At 66.6% G+C, this 14,800-nt stretch carries 14 protein-coding genes; 8 read left to right on the forward strand and 6 right to left on the reverse strand.

Features of this window, described 5'->3' with window-relative positions:
• Positions 1-30 precede the first annotated feature (30 nt).
• The 3 genes from HV786_RS09965 to HV786_RS09975 all read right to left on the reverse strand — a co-directional run bounded on the left by HV786_RS09965 (position 31) and on the right by HV786_RS09975 (position 3,381).
• The gene (locus tag HV786_RS09965) at positions 31-366 is read right to left on the reverse strand and encodes a 4Fe-4S dicluster domain-containing protein (protein ID WP_175210677.1); all 336 of its coding nucleotides are present in this window, start codon (positions 364-366) and stop codon (positions 31-33) included.
• Positions 363-1,991: an FAD-dependent oxidoreductase gene (locus HV786_RS09970; RefSeq protein ID WP_175210679.1), complete on the reverse strand. Its 1,629-nt coding sequence runs from the start codon at positions 1,989-1,991 to the stop codon at positions 363-365. The genes HV786_RS09965 and HV786_RS09970 overlap by 4 nt, the downstream gene beginning before the upstream one ends.
• 121 nt (positions 1,992-2,112) lie before the next feature.
• Entirely contained in the window at positions 2,113-3,381 is a 1,269-nt protein-coding gene (locus tag HV786_RS09975; protein WP_128827413.1) for a class I SAM-dependent methyltransferase, read from the reverse strand.
• Positions 3,382-3,538: 157 nt separating this feature from the next.
• On the opposite strand from HV786_RS09975, the gene HV786_RS09980 reads away from it, so the two are divergent.
• The 6 genes from HV786_RS09980 (at position 3,539) to HV786_RS10005 (ending at position 9,525) form a co-directional block, all read left to right on the forward strand.
• The gene (locus HV786_RS09980; RefSeq protein ID WP_128827412.1) at positions 3,539-4,738 is read left to right on the forward strand and encodes a Bcr/CflA family multidrug efflux MFS transporter; all 1,200 of its coding nucleotides are present in this window, start codon (positions 3,539-3,541) and stop codon (positions 4,736-4,738) included.
• 300 nt (positions 4,739-5,038) lie between these two features.
• The gene (gene rpmB, locus HV786_RS09985; protein WP_050447723.1) at positions 5,039-5,275 is read left to right on the forward strand and encodes a 50S ribosomal protein L28; all 237 of its coding nucleotides are present in this window, start codon (positions 5,039-5,041) and stop codon (positions 5,273-5,275) included.
• A 37-nt stretch (positions 5,276-5,312) separates the two neighbouring features.
• A complete protein-coding gene (gene rpmG / locus HV786_RS09990) occupies positions 5,313-5,480 on the forward strand; it encodes a 50S ribosomal protein L33 (protein ID WP_003810296.1) in 168 nt (55 codons plus the stop codon).
• A gap of 174 nt (positions 5,481-5,654) precedes the next feature.
• Positions 5,655-6,884: an ABC transporter substrate-binding protein gene (locus HV786_RS09995; protein ID WP_128827411.1), complete on the forward strand. Its 1,230-nt coding sequence runs from the start codon at positions 5,655-5,657 to the stop codon at positions 6,882-6,884.
• Positions 6,884-8,761, forward strand: a complete 1,878-nt coding sequence (locus HV786_RS10000) for an ABC transporter permease (protein WP_128827410.1) — start codon at positions 6,884-6,886, stop codon at positions 8,759-8,761. The genes HV786_RS09995 and HV786_RS10000 overlap by 1 nt, the downstream gene beginning before the upstream one ends.
• Positions 8,758-9,525, forward strand: a complete 768-nt coding sequence (locus HV786_RS10005) for an ABC transporter ATP-binding protein (protein ID WP_128827409.1) — start codon at positions 8,758-8,760, stop codon at positions 9,523-9,525. The genes HV786_RS10000 and HV786_RS10005 overlap by 4 nt, the downstream gene beginning before the upstream one ends.
• Before the next feature lie 13 nt (positions 9,526-9,538).
• Here HV786_RS10005 and HV786_RS10010 read toward each other — a convergent pair whose 3' ends face one another.
• From HV786_RS10010 to HV786_RS10020, 3 genes are all read right to left on the reverse strand, one after another.
• Entirely contained in the window at positions 9,539-11,308 is a 1,770-nt protein-coding gene (locus HV786_RS10010; protein ID WP_128827408.1) for a SulP family inorganic anion transporter, read from the reverse strand.
• Positions 11,309-11,403: 95 nt separating this feature from the next.
• Positions 11,404-11,952 carry a hemerythrin domain-containing protein gene (locus HV786_RS10015; RefSeq protein WP_128827407.1) on the reverse strand — a complete coding sequence of 183 codons (549 nt, stop codon included), beginning with the start codon at positions 11,950-11,952 and terminating at the stop codon, positions 11,404-11,406.
• A 24-nt stretch (positions 11,953-11,976) separates the two neighbouring features.
• Entirely contained in the window at positions 11,977-13,137 is a 1,161-nt protein-coding gene (locus tag HV786_RS10020; RefSeq protein WP_128827406.1) for a D-alanyl-D-alanine carboxypeptidase family protein, read from the reverse strand.
• A gap of 419 nt (positions 13,138-13,556) precedes the next feature.
• Between HV786_RS10020 and HV786_RS10025 the strand changes: the two genes are divergently transcribed.
• Positions 13,557-14,015: an HU family DNA-binding protein gene (locus HV786_RS10025; protein WP_056322817.1), complete on the forward strand. Its 459-nt coding sequence runs from the start codon at positions 13,557-13,559 to the stop codon at positions 14,013-14,015.
• Positions 14,016-14,197: 182 nt separating this feature from the next.
• Positions 14,198-14,710, forward strand: a complete 513-nt coding sequence (locus HV786_RS10030; RefSeq protein WP_128827405.1) for a MarR family winged helix-turn-helix transcriptional regulator — start codon at positions 14,198-14,200, stop codon at positions 14,708-14,710.
• Positions 14,711-14,800: the final 90 nt, after the last annotated feature.

Below are 14,800 nucleotides of genomic sequence, written 5' to 3' on the forward strand. Positions count from 1 at the left end.
GATCGGCGCCATCAACCCCGGCCGATGCGGCTAGCGCCCCGGGCCGCCCCCCAGCAGTTTGAACGACTGGTCTGCCGCGCGCAGATCGCTCGATTCCCGGGTCCAGCCGATCTGGCGCCGATAGCTGCCCAGCAGGCCCGCCCGCACCAGTTCATCTTCTGCGACGGGCGCCGGCGCATCGGCTTGGGGCGACACATACATGGCGTCCTCGGGACACCACGCCTCGCACATGAAACAGGTCTGGCAAGCGTCCTGGCGCGCGATGACCGGCGCCGCCCCTTCCACAATGTCGAACACATTGACCGGGCACACCCGCACGCAGATATTGCAGCCGGTGCAACGGTTGTCGCTGATGAGTTCGATCATGCGGCCAACCTCGTTTGCGTTGCGGATTGCGCCTTGATCCCGTCCAGGGCGCGCGGCTGCACCCAGACCTCGTCCAGGCCACCGGCGCTCAGGTGATGGTGTTGCGCGGCGTCCTGCGCCAGGAAGTCGTAGCGCTTGTGCATGCCGCGCGTCTCGCGGCGGGCCAGCGCGCTGCGGTACATCCAGCGTGACGTGGCCAGCATGGCCGCCGCTTCCCGGGTGGCCAGCAGGTCCACGGCGGCCGCGGGCGCCGCCAATCGCAACGCGTGCCATTGCGCATCCAGCCTCGCGACCGACGGCGCAAGCACGTCCGCCGTCCTGAAGTAGTTCCGCTCGAACGGCATTACCTCGTCCTGCACCGCCCTGACCAGGGCGGCAGCGTCCACCGCGCGCGCGCCCGGGCCGCGCAGGCCCGCAACGCCCGCCGCGAAGGCGGCTCGTCCACGGCCGCGCCCGTGAATCGCGTGCGCGGCCGCGCCTGCGCCCGCCCACGATCCGGACGAGATGGCCCAGGCGGCGTTATGGCTGCCGCCCCCCGTGAACCCGCCGCAGATGAACTCACGCGTGGCGGCATCACCGGCCGCGTACAACCCCGGCACCGTTGTCGCGCAATCCGGCCCGGTGAGCCTCAGTCCCCCCGTGCCGCGCACGGTTCCTTCCAGGCGCAAGGTCACGGGAAAGCGCTGCGTGAAGGGATCGATGCCGCTGCGGTCGAACGGCAGGAAGAAGTTCGGTTGCGCGGCGCGCATCGCCTGCCGCGTGCCCTCGTCCGCCAAATCCAGGCGCGCGTAGACCTTCTGGCGCAAGAGCTCGCGCGCGATGACCGAGCGCCCCCCCTTGGAGGCCGCGCCCGGTATCGGCACGCCGTCGGCGTCAGTGAATGTCGCCCAGCTGTAGAACAGCGTCTTGGTCACGGAGCCGAATTCCGGGGAGATTCCGTACGCGTTGGAAAACTCCATGCCGGACAGCTCCGCGCCCAGTTCGGCCGCCATCAGCAGGCCATCTCCAGTCAGCACGTTGCAGCCCAGGGCCCGGCTCAAAAAGGCGCAGCCGCCCGTGGCGATCACCACCGCACCTGCGCGCACCGTCCACGCGCCGCCCCGCTGCCTGTCCACGCCCGCCGCGCCTGCCACCGCGCCCTGTTCATCGCGTAGCAGCTCAAGCACCGGATGATGGTCCAGAATCTTGCCGCCAGCCTGCTTGACCTGTTTGCGCATCAGGCGCATGTACTCCGGGCCTTGCAGGGAGTTGCGGCGCGAAACGCCACTAGCGTCCACCGGAAATGGATAGCCCCAATCGGCCAGGGTGTTGATGCCGTCCCAGGTGCGGTCGAGCACGCGCCGCATCCAGCCGTGGTCCGCCAGACGGCCCCCCATGTCGTAGCGGCTGGCCATCGCGGCGTCGCGCTTCTGTTGATCGGGATCGACATACCAGACGGCGGTGCCGGCCGCGGCGGTTGCGCCGGACGATCCGCAATACCCCTTGTCCGCCAGGATGACGCTGGCGCCGGCCTGCGCGGCGCATACCGCGGCCCAGGTTCCGGCAGGGCCACCGCCGATGACCAGCACATCCGCCTCGTAGCCCGAATTGGCGCTGCCTCGCGGCGCCGCGTGTTTGCCAGCCATGGAACCCCCTGCTTCATGCTTGATTGCAATGGAAGGTTCGATGGTATGTCGCTGGCCAGACATCACGAACGACGGATCGGCGATTTGCAAATCACCAGGACGGCGCGCATCGCCCGGCCCCTCAATGCCCGGCCGATCTCCCATACATATAGTCCCGCCGCCACGGATAAGACAGATCCCCTGGCCCATCCAGTTCGTCCGCGCGGCCCGACGCCGGATGCTGGACAAGAATCTGATGCAGTGCGATCCACCCATGTTCGAACGCCATGGCGCAACCGGCCAGATACAGCCGGTACGCGCGCAGCGACCGCTCGCCCTGGTCCCCGCCCAGGATGCGGGCCGCTTCGGGCAACCGCGCCTCCAGTCCATCACTCCAGGCCCAGAGCGTGCGCGCATAGTGCGGCCGCAGGTTCTCCACGTCCAGGTCTTCCAGCCCGCCATTGGCCAGCGCCTGCATCACCACGCTGACGTGCGTCAGCTCGCCGCCCGGAAAGATGTACTTCTCGATGAACTCGCCCATGCCATTGCCCAGCTCGGCGTTGTACACGCCGGCCGCGGTGATGCCGTGATTCATGATCAGCCCGCCCGGCCGGAGCAGCCGCCGCAGCTTGGCGAAGTAGCTTTCCAGCTGCGCGCGCCCCACGTGCTCGAACATGCCGACCGATGCGATCTTGTCGTAGGGCTGCGATTCGTCCAGCTGGCGGTAATCCAGCAGCATCATGCGGACCCGCCCGGACAACCCCTTCTCTTCGATCAGCCGGCTGACGTGCGCATGCTGGTTGCGCGACAGCGTGATGCCGGTGGCGTCGACGCCATAGTTCTCGGCGGCCCACAGCAGCAACCCGCCCCATCCCGCGCCCACGTCCAGGAACCGCTCGCCGGCGGACAGACGCAGCTTGCGGCAAATGTGATCGAGCTTGGCCTCCTGCGCCTGCGCCAGCGTCATGCCCGGTTCGCGGTAGTAGGCGCACGAATAGACGCGGCGCGGATCCAGCCACAGCGCGTAGAAGTCGTCGGACAGGTCGTAGTGGAACTGAATCTGTTTGGCGTCGCGCTCGACCGAATGCCGCCACACCGACATCACTTTGCGCACCAGATCGGTCAGCCATCCGCCCCGCGCGGCGTCCATGGGCGAACCGGGCAGGAGCTTTGCCGCGGCCGCCATGACGTCGCGCATGCGTCCTTCGATATCGATGCGGCCTTCGACGTAATCCTGGCCCAGCACGCCGACGGCCCCTTCGGCCAGATGGGCCAGCGCACTCTTGTCGTGCGTCACGAACCGCACGCGGGGGGACGGCGCGCCGAGCACGGCGCCATCGGGCAGCACGAGCTGCACCGGGACAGGCAGGGCCTGAAGTTTGCGTTCCACGACAGATAGCAAAGGATTCACGGCTTCTCCTCCGGATGCGTAACGGCGCCAGGGACGCTCTCGGAAAACACCCGCAATTTTCCTGTAAGCCAGCCCATGATAAAGTCCCCGGCTTGGCGCGGCCAGTACAGACCCTGCACCGCCACGCGCCCTGTCCCTGCGTTTCATCGCGATCTACATGCCCCCATCACAGACATCCCGCAGCAGCCTGCCCGGTTGGCTCATCCTCATGGGCGCGCTGACGGCCATCGGCCCGTTCGCCATCGATATGTACCTGCCCGCGTTCCCCACGATCGCGGCCAATCTCGGCGTCTCCCGCGGCGATGTCGAGCGCACGCTGGCGGCGTACCTGATCGGCCTGGCGATGGCGCAGGTGTTCTACGGCCCGATGGCCGACCGCTTCGGCCGCAAGCCGCCGCTGCTGGTAGGCCTGACCCTGTTCATGATCGCCTCGCTGGGGTGCGCGCTGTCGGGATCGGTCGAAGCCCTGACCGGCTGGCGCGTCGTGCAGGCAATGGGCGGCGCGGCCGGCATCGTGATTCCGCGCGCGGTCATCCGCGACCACTACGAGACCCACGAAGCCGCGCGCGCCATGTCGCTGCTGATGCTCATCATGGGCCTGGCGCCGATCCTCGCGCCGCTGATCGGGGGCCAGTTGCTGGCCATCACCTCGTGGCGCAGCCTTTTCTGGGTGATGCTCGCGGGCGGCGCGATGCTGATGACGGCCGTCATCCTCATCATGAAGGAATCGCTCACGCCCGAGCGCGTGGTGCCGCTGCGCTGGAGCACCATCCTGCAGAACTATCGCGGCCTGTTCGCGCACCGCGGCTTCATGTCGCACAGCCTGGCGGGCGGTTTTGGCCAGGCCGGCATGTTCGCCTACATCATCGGCTCGCCCCGCGTCTTCATCGAGCTCTACGGCGTGCCGCCGCAATACTACGGCCTGCTGTTCGGCACCAATGCGCTGTCGCTCATCATCTGCTCGCAGATCAGCGCGCGGCTGCTGCGCACCTACACCCCGCGCCAGTTACAGCGCCGGGCGCTGGTCACGCTGGCCTGCGCCAGCCTCGCCGCCGTCGCGCTGACGCTGGCCGGGCTGCTGACGCTGCCGCTGCTGATGCTGTGCCTGATCTGCTACATGGGCAGCCAGGGCTTCGTGAACCCCAACTCGGCGGCGCTTGCGCTGGCGGACCAGGGCAAGCGGCTGGGCGCGGCGTCCGCGCTATTGGGGACGCTTCAGTTGTCGTGCGGCGCCCTCGCGGGTTTCGCCGTCAGCGCCTGGCAATCGGACACCGCCCTGCCTCTTACGACTACCCTGGCGGCCTGCGCATGCCTGTCCTGGACGGCCGGGCGTGTGGCGCGTTCGCACACCGCGTAACCCTGCAGCTTGATTTATTTAAGATTTTCGTATTAGAATCGCGGTCTTCACATGAAGTTTCCCGTGCAGGACTACTATGCTTTGTAGTTCAGCACTCTGACCCCCAACCGCGTGTTGTGAATGCAAGCGGGCGGCAGGCAGCGGGTATAAGCACTGGGGTGAAATCACTTTCCCCCTCATCCACTAAGACTGGGTGGCCGGCCAAGGCAGCGTACAGCAGCCTTCACAGCCCGGCGGCTAAACCCCCGTCTACTCCCCCGAAGCGATGCGCGGCAAGAACGACACTAAAGAGGTGCATCCATGGCACGCGTATGCCAAGTGACCGGCAAAGGCCCGATGGTGGGCAACAATGTTTCGCACGCAAACAACAAGACCAAGCGTCGCTTCCTGCCCAACCTGCAATCGCGCCGGTTCTGGGTTGAAAGCGAAAACCGCTGGGTTCGCCTGCGTGTTTCTGCCAAGGCCATCCGCACGATCGACAAGAACGGCATCGAAGCCGTGCTGGCCGAAATGCGTGCCCGCGGCGAAATGGCCTAATCGGCCGCCCCGCCAATCTACATACTAGGAGCACGACATGGCCAAAGGTATCCGCGAAAAGATCAAGCTCGAGTCGACCGCCGGCACGGGTCATTTCTACACGACCACCAAGAACAAGCGCAACATGCCCGAGAAGATGCTGATCAAGAAATTTGATCCGGTCGCTCGCAAGCACGTCGACTACAAGGAAACCAAGCTGAAGTAATTCAGCCGGTATCCCGCAAAAAAGGCCCTGTCATGCAGGGCCTTTTTTATTGCCGGCTTTTTATTGCCATTAATTTGCCGCTTCGCCGAGGCCCATGTTTCAATTAGGCCGCACCGGCGGCGCCCCAGGGCGCGCGCGAGGCCCGATTCATCTTCAGCCTGCGATTACTCCACCATGATCCGTCCCTGCCTCACTTTGCTGCGCCGCGCGCTTGCGCCCGCGATCCTGGCCCTGGCCCTGGCTCCGGCCGCCCCCGCCGCCGCCAAAGACAAGGAGCCGCCCATCCGCATCGGCGAGATCAACAGCTACAAGGCCATTCCCGCCTTCCTGGGCCCGTACAAAAAGGGTTGGCAGCTGGCGCTTGAAGAGGTCAACGCCGCGGGTGGCGTCCTGGGCCGAAAACTCGAAGTCATCTCGCGCGACGACAACGGCAATCCGGGTGACTCCGTCCGCGCCGCACAGGAACTGCTGGCGCGCGAAAAAGTCGAGCTGCTGTTCGGGGGGTTCCTTTCCAACACCGGCCTGGCGCTGACCGATTTCGCCAAGCAGCAAGAGGTGTTCTTCCTGGCCGCCGAGCCGCTGACCGACAAGATCACCTGGCAGGAAGGCAACCGCTACACCTACCGCCTGCGTCCGTCCACGTGGATGCACGTGGCGGCGGTGGCGCCCAAGGCGCTGGCCCTGCGCAAGAAGCGCTGGGCAATCGTCTACCCCAATTACGAATACGGGCAATCCGCCGTGGCCACGTTCAAGGCCATGATGCAGTCGTTCCAGTCCGACGTGGAATTCGTCGCGGAACAGGCCGTGCCGCTGGGCAAGGTGGATGCCGGCGCGGTGGTGCAGGCGTTGGCCGACGCCAAACCCGACGCCATTTTCAACGTGCTGTTCGCCGCCGACCTGACGCGCTTCGTGCGCGAAGGCAACACGCGCGGCCTCTTTGAAAACATGCCGGTCGTCTCGCTGCTGTCCGGCGAACCCGAATATCTGGAGCCGCTGGGCGCCGACACCCCCACCGGCTGGATCGTCACTGGCTATCCCTGGTACGCCATCGACACGCCGGCCAACAAGACCTTTGTCGACGCCTACAAGAAGCGCTTCAACGAAACGCCCAAGGTCGGGTCGGTGGTCGGCTATGCATCGTTGATGTCGATCGCGCAGGGCCTGAAGGCCGCCGGTTCCGTGGACACGGAAAAGCTCGTCGATGCCTTTGCCGGCCTGAAGGTGGACACGCCCTACGGCCCGATCCAGTACCGCAAGATCGACCATCAATCCACGATGGGCGTGTACGTGGGCGTGACCGCGGTCGAGGACGGAAAGGGCATCATGAAGGACTTTGCCTACATCGACGGCGCACGGCTGCAGCCGCCTGACGAACAGGTGCGCAAGATGCGGCCGGCCCACTGATGAATGTGTCCGGGCTGCTGCTGCAGCTGCTCAACGGCCTGGCCGACGCCAGCGCGCTGTTCCTGGTCGCCGCGGGCCTGTCGCTGATCTTTGGCGTGACCCGCGTGGTCAACTTCGCGCACGGCTCGTTCTACATGCTGGGCATCTACCTGGCCTGGACCTTCACCAGCCATTTCGGCAGCGGCGCGGGTTACTGGTTCGGCCTGCTGCTGGCGGCGCTGGCGACCGGACTGATCGGCGCGGCGGCCGAACTTCTGGTGCTCAAGCGCCTTTACCGCGCCCCCGAACTCTTCCAGCTGCTGGCGACCTTCGCCCTCGTCCTCATCATCGGCGACGCGGCCCTGGCCATCTGGGGCCCCGAAGACCTGTTCTCGGCCCGCGCGCCCGGCCTGTCGGGCGCCGTGCAGATCCTGGGCCGCCGTTACCCTGAATACGACCTCCTGCTGATTGCCGCCGGCCCCATCGTGCTGGGTCTCTTGTGGCTGCTGCTCATGCGCACCCGCTGGGGCCGGCTACTGCGCGCCGCCGCTGAAAACCGCACCATGCTGGCGGCGCTGGGCGTGAATCAGGCCTGGCTGTTCACGTCCGCCTTCACGCTGGGCGCGTTCCTCGCCGGCCTGGGCGGCGCGCTTGCCGCGCCGCGCGTGCCCGCCACCCTGGGCCTGGATCTGGAAATCATCGCCAGCGCGTTTGTCGTGGTGGTCGTGGGCGGCCTGGGATCGGTGCCGGGCGCGTTCCTGGCGGCCGTGCTGATCTGCTCGGTCAAGGCGCTGTTCGTGTTCCTGGGTCAGGTCGCCATCGGCCCGTGGGTATTCAACCTATCCAAGCTCACGCTGCTGGCCGAATTCGCCGTGATGGCCGTGGTGCTGGTCGTGCGGCCGTGGGGCCTGATGGGTAAGCCCCCCGCGCCCTCCTCGCACGCGGGCATGCCGGAGCGGCCCCTATCTCCGGCGGGCCCCCGCCTGCGTCTGGCCTATGGCGTGCTGCTGGCCTTGCTGGCGCTGGTGCCCGTCGCGACGCTGTACTGGCCCTACCTCAGCATTCTCATGACCGAGATCCTGATCGCCGCCCTGTTCGCCGCCAGTCTGCACTTTCTGACCGGGCTGGCGGGCATGACCTCGTTCGGCCACGCCGCCTGGTTCGGACTGGGCGCCTACGGCGCGGCGCTGCTCCTGAAACTGGCCGCCATCCCCATGGAGGCAGCGCTGCTGCTGGGCCCGTTTGCCGCCGCGTTCGGGGCCCTGGTGTTCGGGTGGTTCTGCGTGCGTCTGTCCGGTGTGTATATGGCGATGCTGACGCTGGCCGTCGCGCAGATTCTGTGGGCCCTGACCTATCAATGGGATGACGTGACCGGCGGCAGCAACGGTCTGACGGGCTTGTGGCCGTCGGCCTGGCTGGCGCAGGGGCCCTGGTTCTACTACCTCACGCTGGCGCTGTGCGCGGCCGGCGTCTGGTGGCTGCGCCGGCTGGCGTTTTCGCCGCTGGGTTTCGCGCTGCGCGGCGTGCGCGATTCGGCCTTGCGCGCCGAAGCGCTGGGCATGGACACGCGTCGCATCCAATGGGCAGGATTCGTGGCCGCCTCGTTCGCCGCGGGCCTGGCGGGCTCCCTGTATGCATTTTCCAAGGGCAGCATCGCGCCCGACGTGCTGGCCGTCAGCCGCTCGGTCGATGGACTGGTGATGGTGCTGCTGGGCGGCATCCAGACGCTGGCCGGCCCGCTCGTCGGCGCGGCATCCTACACCTGGCTGCAGGATGCCGCGGCGCGCAGCACCGAGTACTGGCACGCGGTGCTGGGCCTGGCGATCCTGGCGCTCGTCATGGCCTTCCCCGACGGCCTGGCGGGCGCTGCCGCCCGGCTGCGCAGGAGGTCCGCATGACCCCGGCCGCCCCCCTGCTGCAGGTGCGCAACCTGCGCAAATCCTTCGGCGGCATCGACGCGCTGGCCGATGTGTCGTTCGACCTGGAAGCCGGCCACATGCTGGCCCTGATCGGCCCGAACGGCGCGGGCAAGTCGACCTGCTTCAATGTGTTGGGCGGCCAACTGCGCCCGGACTCGGGTTCGGTACGGCTGGACGGGCGCGAACTGGTCGGCCTGTCGGCCAGCAAGATCTGCCGGCTGGGCGTGGGCCGCAGCTTCCAGACCGCCGCCACGTTCCGCTCGATGACCGTGCTGGAAAACGTTCAGACCGCCCTGCTGTCGCGCGACCGGTTGCTGTTCAACCCATGGCGGCGCGCCGGCCGCCATGCGGTTGACGAAGCGAAGACCCTGCTGTCGCAGGTGCAGATGGCGGACAAGGCCAACGAGGCTTGCGGCACGCTGGCCTATGGCGACGTCAAGCGGGTGGAGCTTGCGATGGCGCTGGCGCACCAGCCGCGTCTGCTCTTGATGGACGAGCCCACCGCCGGCATGGCCACCAACGAACGCCACGCGCTGATGCGCCTGACCCGCCAGCTGGCGGACACGCAGCGCATCGCGGTGCTTTTCACGGAACACAGCCTGGATGTCGTGTTCAAGCACGCCGATCGCATCGCGGTGCTGGTGCGGGGCGGCCTGCTGGCCAAAGGCGCGCCGGCCGACATCGCAGCCGACGAACGGGTCAAGGCCGCTTATCTGGGCACCGAGACGCCGCAGAAAGCCTGACCCGCCAAACGCCTCAACCGTCGCGCTGCGGGCGGTCCGGCTGGCATTCCCAGAAAATCCGGGCCGTGCACCCTGCGCAGATGTTCCGGTCCAGCCTGGCGTAGATCTCGTGCAACGCCGTCGCCTTGTCCGGAAAGATGTGGTCCTCGCCCAGCCGGGCCAGAAATCCGGTGCGGCGCCACATGTCCATCACCTCGGGCCGCGGCCGATGGAAATACAGATCGCCGCCCATCGCGCGCCGCGCCGCCAGCTCGTCGTCCCAGACCTGCGCGCCGGCCAGGTCGATGAAGTTCATGCTCTTGGCCATCACCAGCAGATGGCGCGGCGCGCCCGGCGCCGAACGCAGATCGTGCAGCCGCTGCGCCACGTGCGCGGCCGCACCGAAATAGACTGACCCCTCCATGCGCAGCAGCTTCAGTTGCGGGCATTCCGGCAAGGCGTCCGGGTGATGCTCCAGGACGACGAAGCGGCGATCCGGCCCGCGCGAATCAAAGCCCATCGTGCGCATCGCCGGCCGCGACGTGCGGTGCAGGTACACCATGAGCGACAGCACGGTCCCCAGCAGGATTGCGACCTCCATGCGGATGGCGATCGTGGCGGCCAGCGTGGCCGCGGCGATTGCGCATTCGCCGCGTTGCGTGCGCAACAGGTGACGCCAGCGCGGAATGTCCAGCAGCGTCCAGGCCACCAGCAGCAGCAGCCCCGAGATCGCGGCATGCGGGATCAACGCCAGAAGCGGCGCCGACACCGCCACCAGCAGCATCAGCAGCAGCGCGGAAAACACCGACGCCAGCGGCGTTTTTGCGCCCGCCTCGAAATTTGGAATGGAACGATTGAGCGAGCCGCAGGACAGGTAGCACGAAAAAAAGCCGCCCACGATGTTGGACAAGCCCTGCCCCACGAACTCCCGGTTCGCGTCGATGCGTTGGCCCGATCGCGTCGCAACCGCCTTGGCAATCGAGATGGATTGCGCCAATGCGACGATGGTCAGCGCAAATGCCAGGCTCAAGAGATCGGGCAGCGCGCGCCAGTCGACGCTGGGCACATGAAACGGCGGCCACGGTTGGGCGATTGCCCCCAGCAAAGGCACCGGCGCGCCCCCTTGGGACGTGACCACCGAATTGTAGGCCCACGCCGCGAATGTCCCCGCCGCCAGGCCCAGCAGCATGTAAGGCTTGCGCTTGTCCAGCCGGCGCGCCAGCAGCGCGGTGCCCAGGGTGACCAGCGTCACCAGCAAGGCGCCCGGATGCGCCTGGCCGATATGCGTGGCGATGTTTTCCAGCACCGCGCCCGCACCGTGCGCCTCTGTCGAGGGCAAACCCAGCGCGTCCTTGAGCGCATGCACCGCGATCAGCACGGCCGCGCCACTGGTAAAGCCAAACAACGCCGACGGCGAAATGAAGTGCGCCAGCGATCCCAGCCGCAAGGTGCCCACCAGCCACTGCATGATCCCGACCAGCACGGTCACGGCAAGAGCAAGCTGAATGTAGGCGGGAGTGCCCGCCGCTGCCAGCGGCGCCAGCACCGCAAACAGCGCCAGCGAATTGGCGTTGGTCGGTCCGGACATCACATGGCGGCTGGAGCCGAACAACGCCGCCACGATACAGGGCACGATGGCCGAATACAGTCCGTATTCAGGAGGCAGGCCCGCCAGCGTCGCAAACGCGACGCCCTGCGGCAGCACCAGCAGCGCGCCCAACAACCCCGCCGCCAGGTCGGCGCGCAGCGTCACCCGGTTGACGTCCTCGACCCACGAACCGAACAGCCGGCGCGCGACGTTCATTCCCCCCAGCATCATCCTGTCTTGTTCCCTGGCATCGGCGTTCCCGCCTGTCCGGCAAGGGTAAACGCTCGCCCCCGCCCGCGCAACGCGCCTTTTCAGCCGGCCTCGCCGCCGCGCCGCGCTTTCATGGCCTGACCGATCGCGGCCAGCGCGTCGTCCGGTATCAGCCGCGCCGCCATCGGCAGCAGCTCGTCCTCTTCGCGCCGGATGTGCGCTTCGTAGGCCTCGGTGAATGCCTGGACCTGCTCCGGCGGCAATTGCGCCGGCCGCCCCGCCACGATCTCGGACAGCGTCTGGCGCAAGGGTTCCCACAGGCCCGCCAAGCGGCGATGATCTGCCATCAGGCCGTCCACCAGGGCGTGCAGGCACACCGCGTCCGATCCCGCCATCGAGTCGATCAACGCCGGAAAGAGGTCTTCTTCTTCGTCTTCATGATGATGCACGGCCGCGGTGTCGAAGTAGCGGCGGACGCTTGTGGCGGCGGTTTGCGCCGCCATGTCGCTGCCGTGCGATGGCAGGTGCGCCGCCAGCCGCGCCAGCGTCGCGCATTGGCGCGCGATGCGCCCATGACAGGCCGACAACAGCGCCAGCGGATCGTCTGGGCCCGGCGCCGCAGCCGGACCGCCTGGAAAACTCACTGCCATCGCCTGCCTCCGAATCGTGTTGCGTTAACCCGCTGTGCCGCGCCACCACAAACGGATGGAATCCCACGCTCGCCCGGCGATGCCCGCCTCGGCCACGGGTTCCAGCGCCACCACCGGAAAGTGCATGGCGGGCTTGCCGTCCACCGTCACCTTCAATTCGCCCACCGTCGCCTGCGCGGCAATGGGCGCGATCAACGGCGCCTGCGGCGCCCAGGCCGATTCAACCTTCGCGCCGGCGGGCACCGTCACATAGGCGTCGCGCGAGAATCCCACCTTCAGGCTGTCGGTCTCGCCCTTCCAGACCTCGGGCGTGGCCACGGCCTGTCCGCGCGCATACAGCTTGATGGTATTGAACCCCTGGAAGCCCCATTCCAGCAACTCGCGGCTTTCCTGCGTGCGCAGCTTGTCCGACGCCGTGCCCACCACCACCGTGATCAGCCGCCGCTGATCCTTGCCATTGGGCCGCTGCGCCGTCGCGATGATGCAATAGCCGGCCGAAGCCGTATGGCCCGTCTTCAGCCCGTCCACACTGGGATCCAGCCAAAGCAGCCGGTTCCGGTTGGACTGGGTGATCTTGTTGAACGTGAACTGCCTGGCCGAATCGTAGGTCTTGTAGAGCTGCGGAAAATCCCGGATGAACCGCGTGGCCAGGATCGACAGGTCGCTGGCGGTGGAATACGTGCCCGGATCCGGCAGCCCGTGCGGACTGGCAAAGTGCGTGGCGTGCAGGCCCAGGCGGGCGGCGGTGTCGTTCATCCGCGCGACAAAGGCTTCGACGCTGCCCGACACGGCTTCGGCCAGCGCAACCGCCGCGTCATTGCCCGACTGGATCATCAGGCCGCGCAGCAGGTCGTCCACCGACACCTTGGAGTTGGGCTCCAGGAACATCTTGGAGCTGCCCGCCGGCACCTTCCAGGCCCGCGTCGAGATGGTGACCATCTGGCTGGCGGTCAGCTCCTTCTTCGTCATCGCATCGAACACGACGTAGGCCGTCATGATCTTGGTCAGGGACGCCGGCTCGATGCGCGTGGTGGCCGCGTGGGACGCGATGACCTGGCCGCTGGTCTCATCCAGCAGCAGCCACGCCTTGGCCGAAAGCGCCGGCGCCGGCATCGATTGCGCCATGGCGCTGGATATACAGGCGGTCGCAACGAGCAGGCTCGCCGCCAACTTCTTCATCAACATATAGCTGCTTCACTTCCATGTTCTGTTTTCTTCGGGCGCGCGCAACGCGCTTGGGACAAGTCCGAATCACGGGACGTTCCGCCCATGCCCGCCGCGCGCGCCGCCCGCAATTGGAACATGCGCCACAAGATAGGTTCATCCGCACGCGCGGCAATGGTCCCTGAGCGCGCACGTGGCGCCCTGGATGGGTCCACGCGCGCGCCCCGCAAACGCGAGCCGTCAGAACGTCAGCGAACGTCACGACTTCTTGCGAAACCCCTTGCAGAAGGCACTTTTCTGCGTGGAAACAACAAACAGTGGCTTAAAACCCGCTGCAAAGCCGCTTTTACCGCCACTCTTCCGCTATCATCGGGCGCGTAGCGTCAAATGCCGATATCCGGCACGCGCTGCTCCATGTCCTCAACATACGGATTTTGACCATGGCCACGAAAGCTAAAGCTCCTGCCAAGAAAGTCACCAAGACCGCCGTCAAGGCGCCCGCAAAGAAGGCAACTGCCGCCAAGCCCGCCGTGAAGCCGGCTGCCAAGAAGGCCGTCGCCGCCAAGAAGGTCGCTGCCGCCCCCAAGGCCATCAAGGCCGCGATGAACAAGACCCAGCTCATCGCCTACATCGTTGAGCAATCCGGCGTCGAAGCCAAGTCGGTCAAGGCCGTCCTGGCCAGCCTGGAAACCTCGGTGCTGGGCTCCGTGGACAAGAAGGGCGCTGGCGAATTCACGATGCCCGGCCTGTTCAAGGTCGCCGTGCAGAAGGTTCCCGCCAAGGCCAAGCGCTTCGGCAAGGATCCGTTCACGGGCGAAGAGCGTTGGTTCCCCGCCAAGCCGGCTTCGGTCAAGGTCAAGGTTCGCCCGCTCAAGAAGCTGAAGGACGCCGCGCAGTAATTTCATTACGCGCAGTATCCGGTCAAGCCGGGAAGGGCCCGCCTCGCAAGAGGCGGGCCCTTCTTCATTTGCGCGCGGTCTTTGGCTCGGTAGGTGGCGCGCGCTTTGCATTGCCGGCAAGCCGCTGCTAGAATTTTGTCTTTACGTGAAGATACTTCACATTGACACACCAGCCCGCCGCCATGAATGACCTTGTCGATCTCGTGATCTCGCAATGGACGCAGGAATGCCCTGCGCAGGACTTCGCCGCCATGTCGGTGGTCGCCCGCCTCTTCCGCCTGAACGCATTCGCCGCCCGCAACGTCAATCGCACCTTTCGCCAGTACAACCTGCATCAGGGCGAATTCGACGTGCTCGCCACGCTCTACCGCACCGGCGCGCCGTATGCGATGAATCCGCAAAAACTCGTGCAAGCCCTTCTGCTGACGTCCGGCGCCATGACCAACCGCCTGGACCGGCTGGAAGAGGCCGGGATGCTCGTGCGCAGTCCCAATCCCGACGACCGGCGCGGCGTCATCGTGTCGCTCACCGCCAACGGGCTGCGCACGATCAAGATCCTGCTCAAGGACTACCTGAGCGACCTGAACGACCTGCTGGAACCGCTGTCCGCCGCGGAACGCCGCCAATTGGCGGGCCTTCTGAAAAAGCTGCTGATCAAGCAGGACCAGGAAACGCCCGGCAGCGTCGACGCCTGAGTTGCCCGCCGCCCACCGTCATCACCTTTTCAGCCTCAGATCAGTGACTTCTCCTACACAAACCACGCCCACGCTCACCGCGCCCATCAT

It is taken from the genome of Achromobacter mucicolens (genome assembly GCF_902859725.1).
Lineage (GTDB): Bacteria > Pseudomonadota > Gammaproteobacteria > Burkholderiales > Burkholderiaceae_B > Achromobacter > Achromobacter mucicolens.

Bases quoted from the DNA above. Each gene is read 5' to 3' on its own strand.
- HV786_RS09965 (WP_175210677.1), bottom strand. From the start codon at position 366: ATGATCGAACTCATCAGCGACAACCGTTGCACCGGCTGCAATATCTGC.
- HV786_RS09970 (WP_175210679.1), bottom strand. From the start codon at position 1,991: ATGGCTGGCAAACACGCGGCGCCGCGAGGCAGCGCCAATTCGGGCTAC.
- HV786_RS09980 (WP_128827412.1), top strand. From the start codon at position 3,539: ATGCCCCCATCACAGACATCCCGCAGCAGCCTGCCCGGTTGGCTCATC.
- rpmB (WP_050447723.1), top strand. From the start codon at position 5,039: ATGGCACGCGTATGCCAAGTGACCGGCAAAGGCCCGATGGTGGGCAAC.
- rpmG (WP_003810296.1), top strand. From the start codon at position 5,313: ATGGCCAAAGGTATCCGCGAAAAGATCAAGCTCGAGTCGACCGCCGGC.
- HV786_RS09995 (WP_128827411.1), top strand. From the start codon at position 5,655: ATGATCCGTCCCTGCCTCACTTTGCTGCGCCGCGCGCTTGCGCCCGCG.
- HV786_RS10000 (WP_128827410.1), top strand. From the start codon at position 6,884: ATGAATGTGTCCGGGCTGCTGCTGCAGCTGCTCAACGGCCTGGCCGAC.
- HV786_RS10005 (WP_128827409.1), top strand. From the start codon at position 8,758: ATGACCCCGGCCGCCCCCCTGCTGCAGGTGCGCAACCTGCGCAAATCC.
- HV786_RS10010 (WP_128827408.1), bottom strand. From the start codon at position 11,308: ATGAACGTCGCGCGCCGGCTGTTCGGTTCGTGGGTCGAGGACGTCAAC.
- HV786_RS10015 (WP_128827407.1), bottom strand. From the start codon at position 11,952: ATGGCAGTGAGTTTTCCAGGCGGTCCGGCTGCGGCGCCGGGCCCAGAC.
- HV786_RS10020 (WP_128827406.1), bottom strand. From the start codon at position 13,137: ATGTTGATGAAGAAGTTGGCGGCGAGCCTGCTCGTTGCGACCGCCTGT.
- HV786_RS10025 (WP_056322817.1), top strand. From the start codon at position 13,557: ATGGCCACGAAAGCTAAAGCTCCTGCCAAGAAAGTCACCAAGACCGCC.
- HV786_RS10030 (WP_128827405.1), top strand. From the start codon at position 14,198: ATGAATGACCTTGTCGATCTCGTGATCTCGCAATGGACGCAGGAATGC.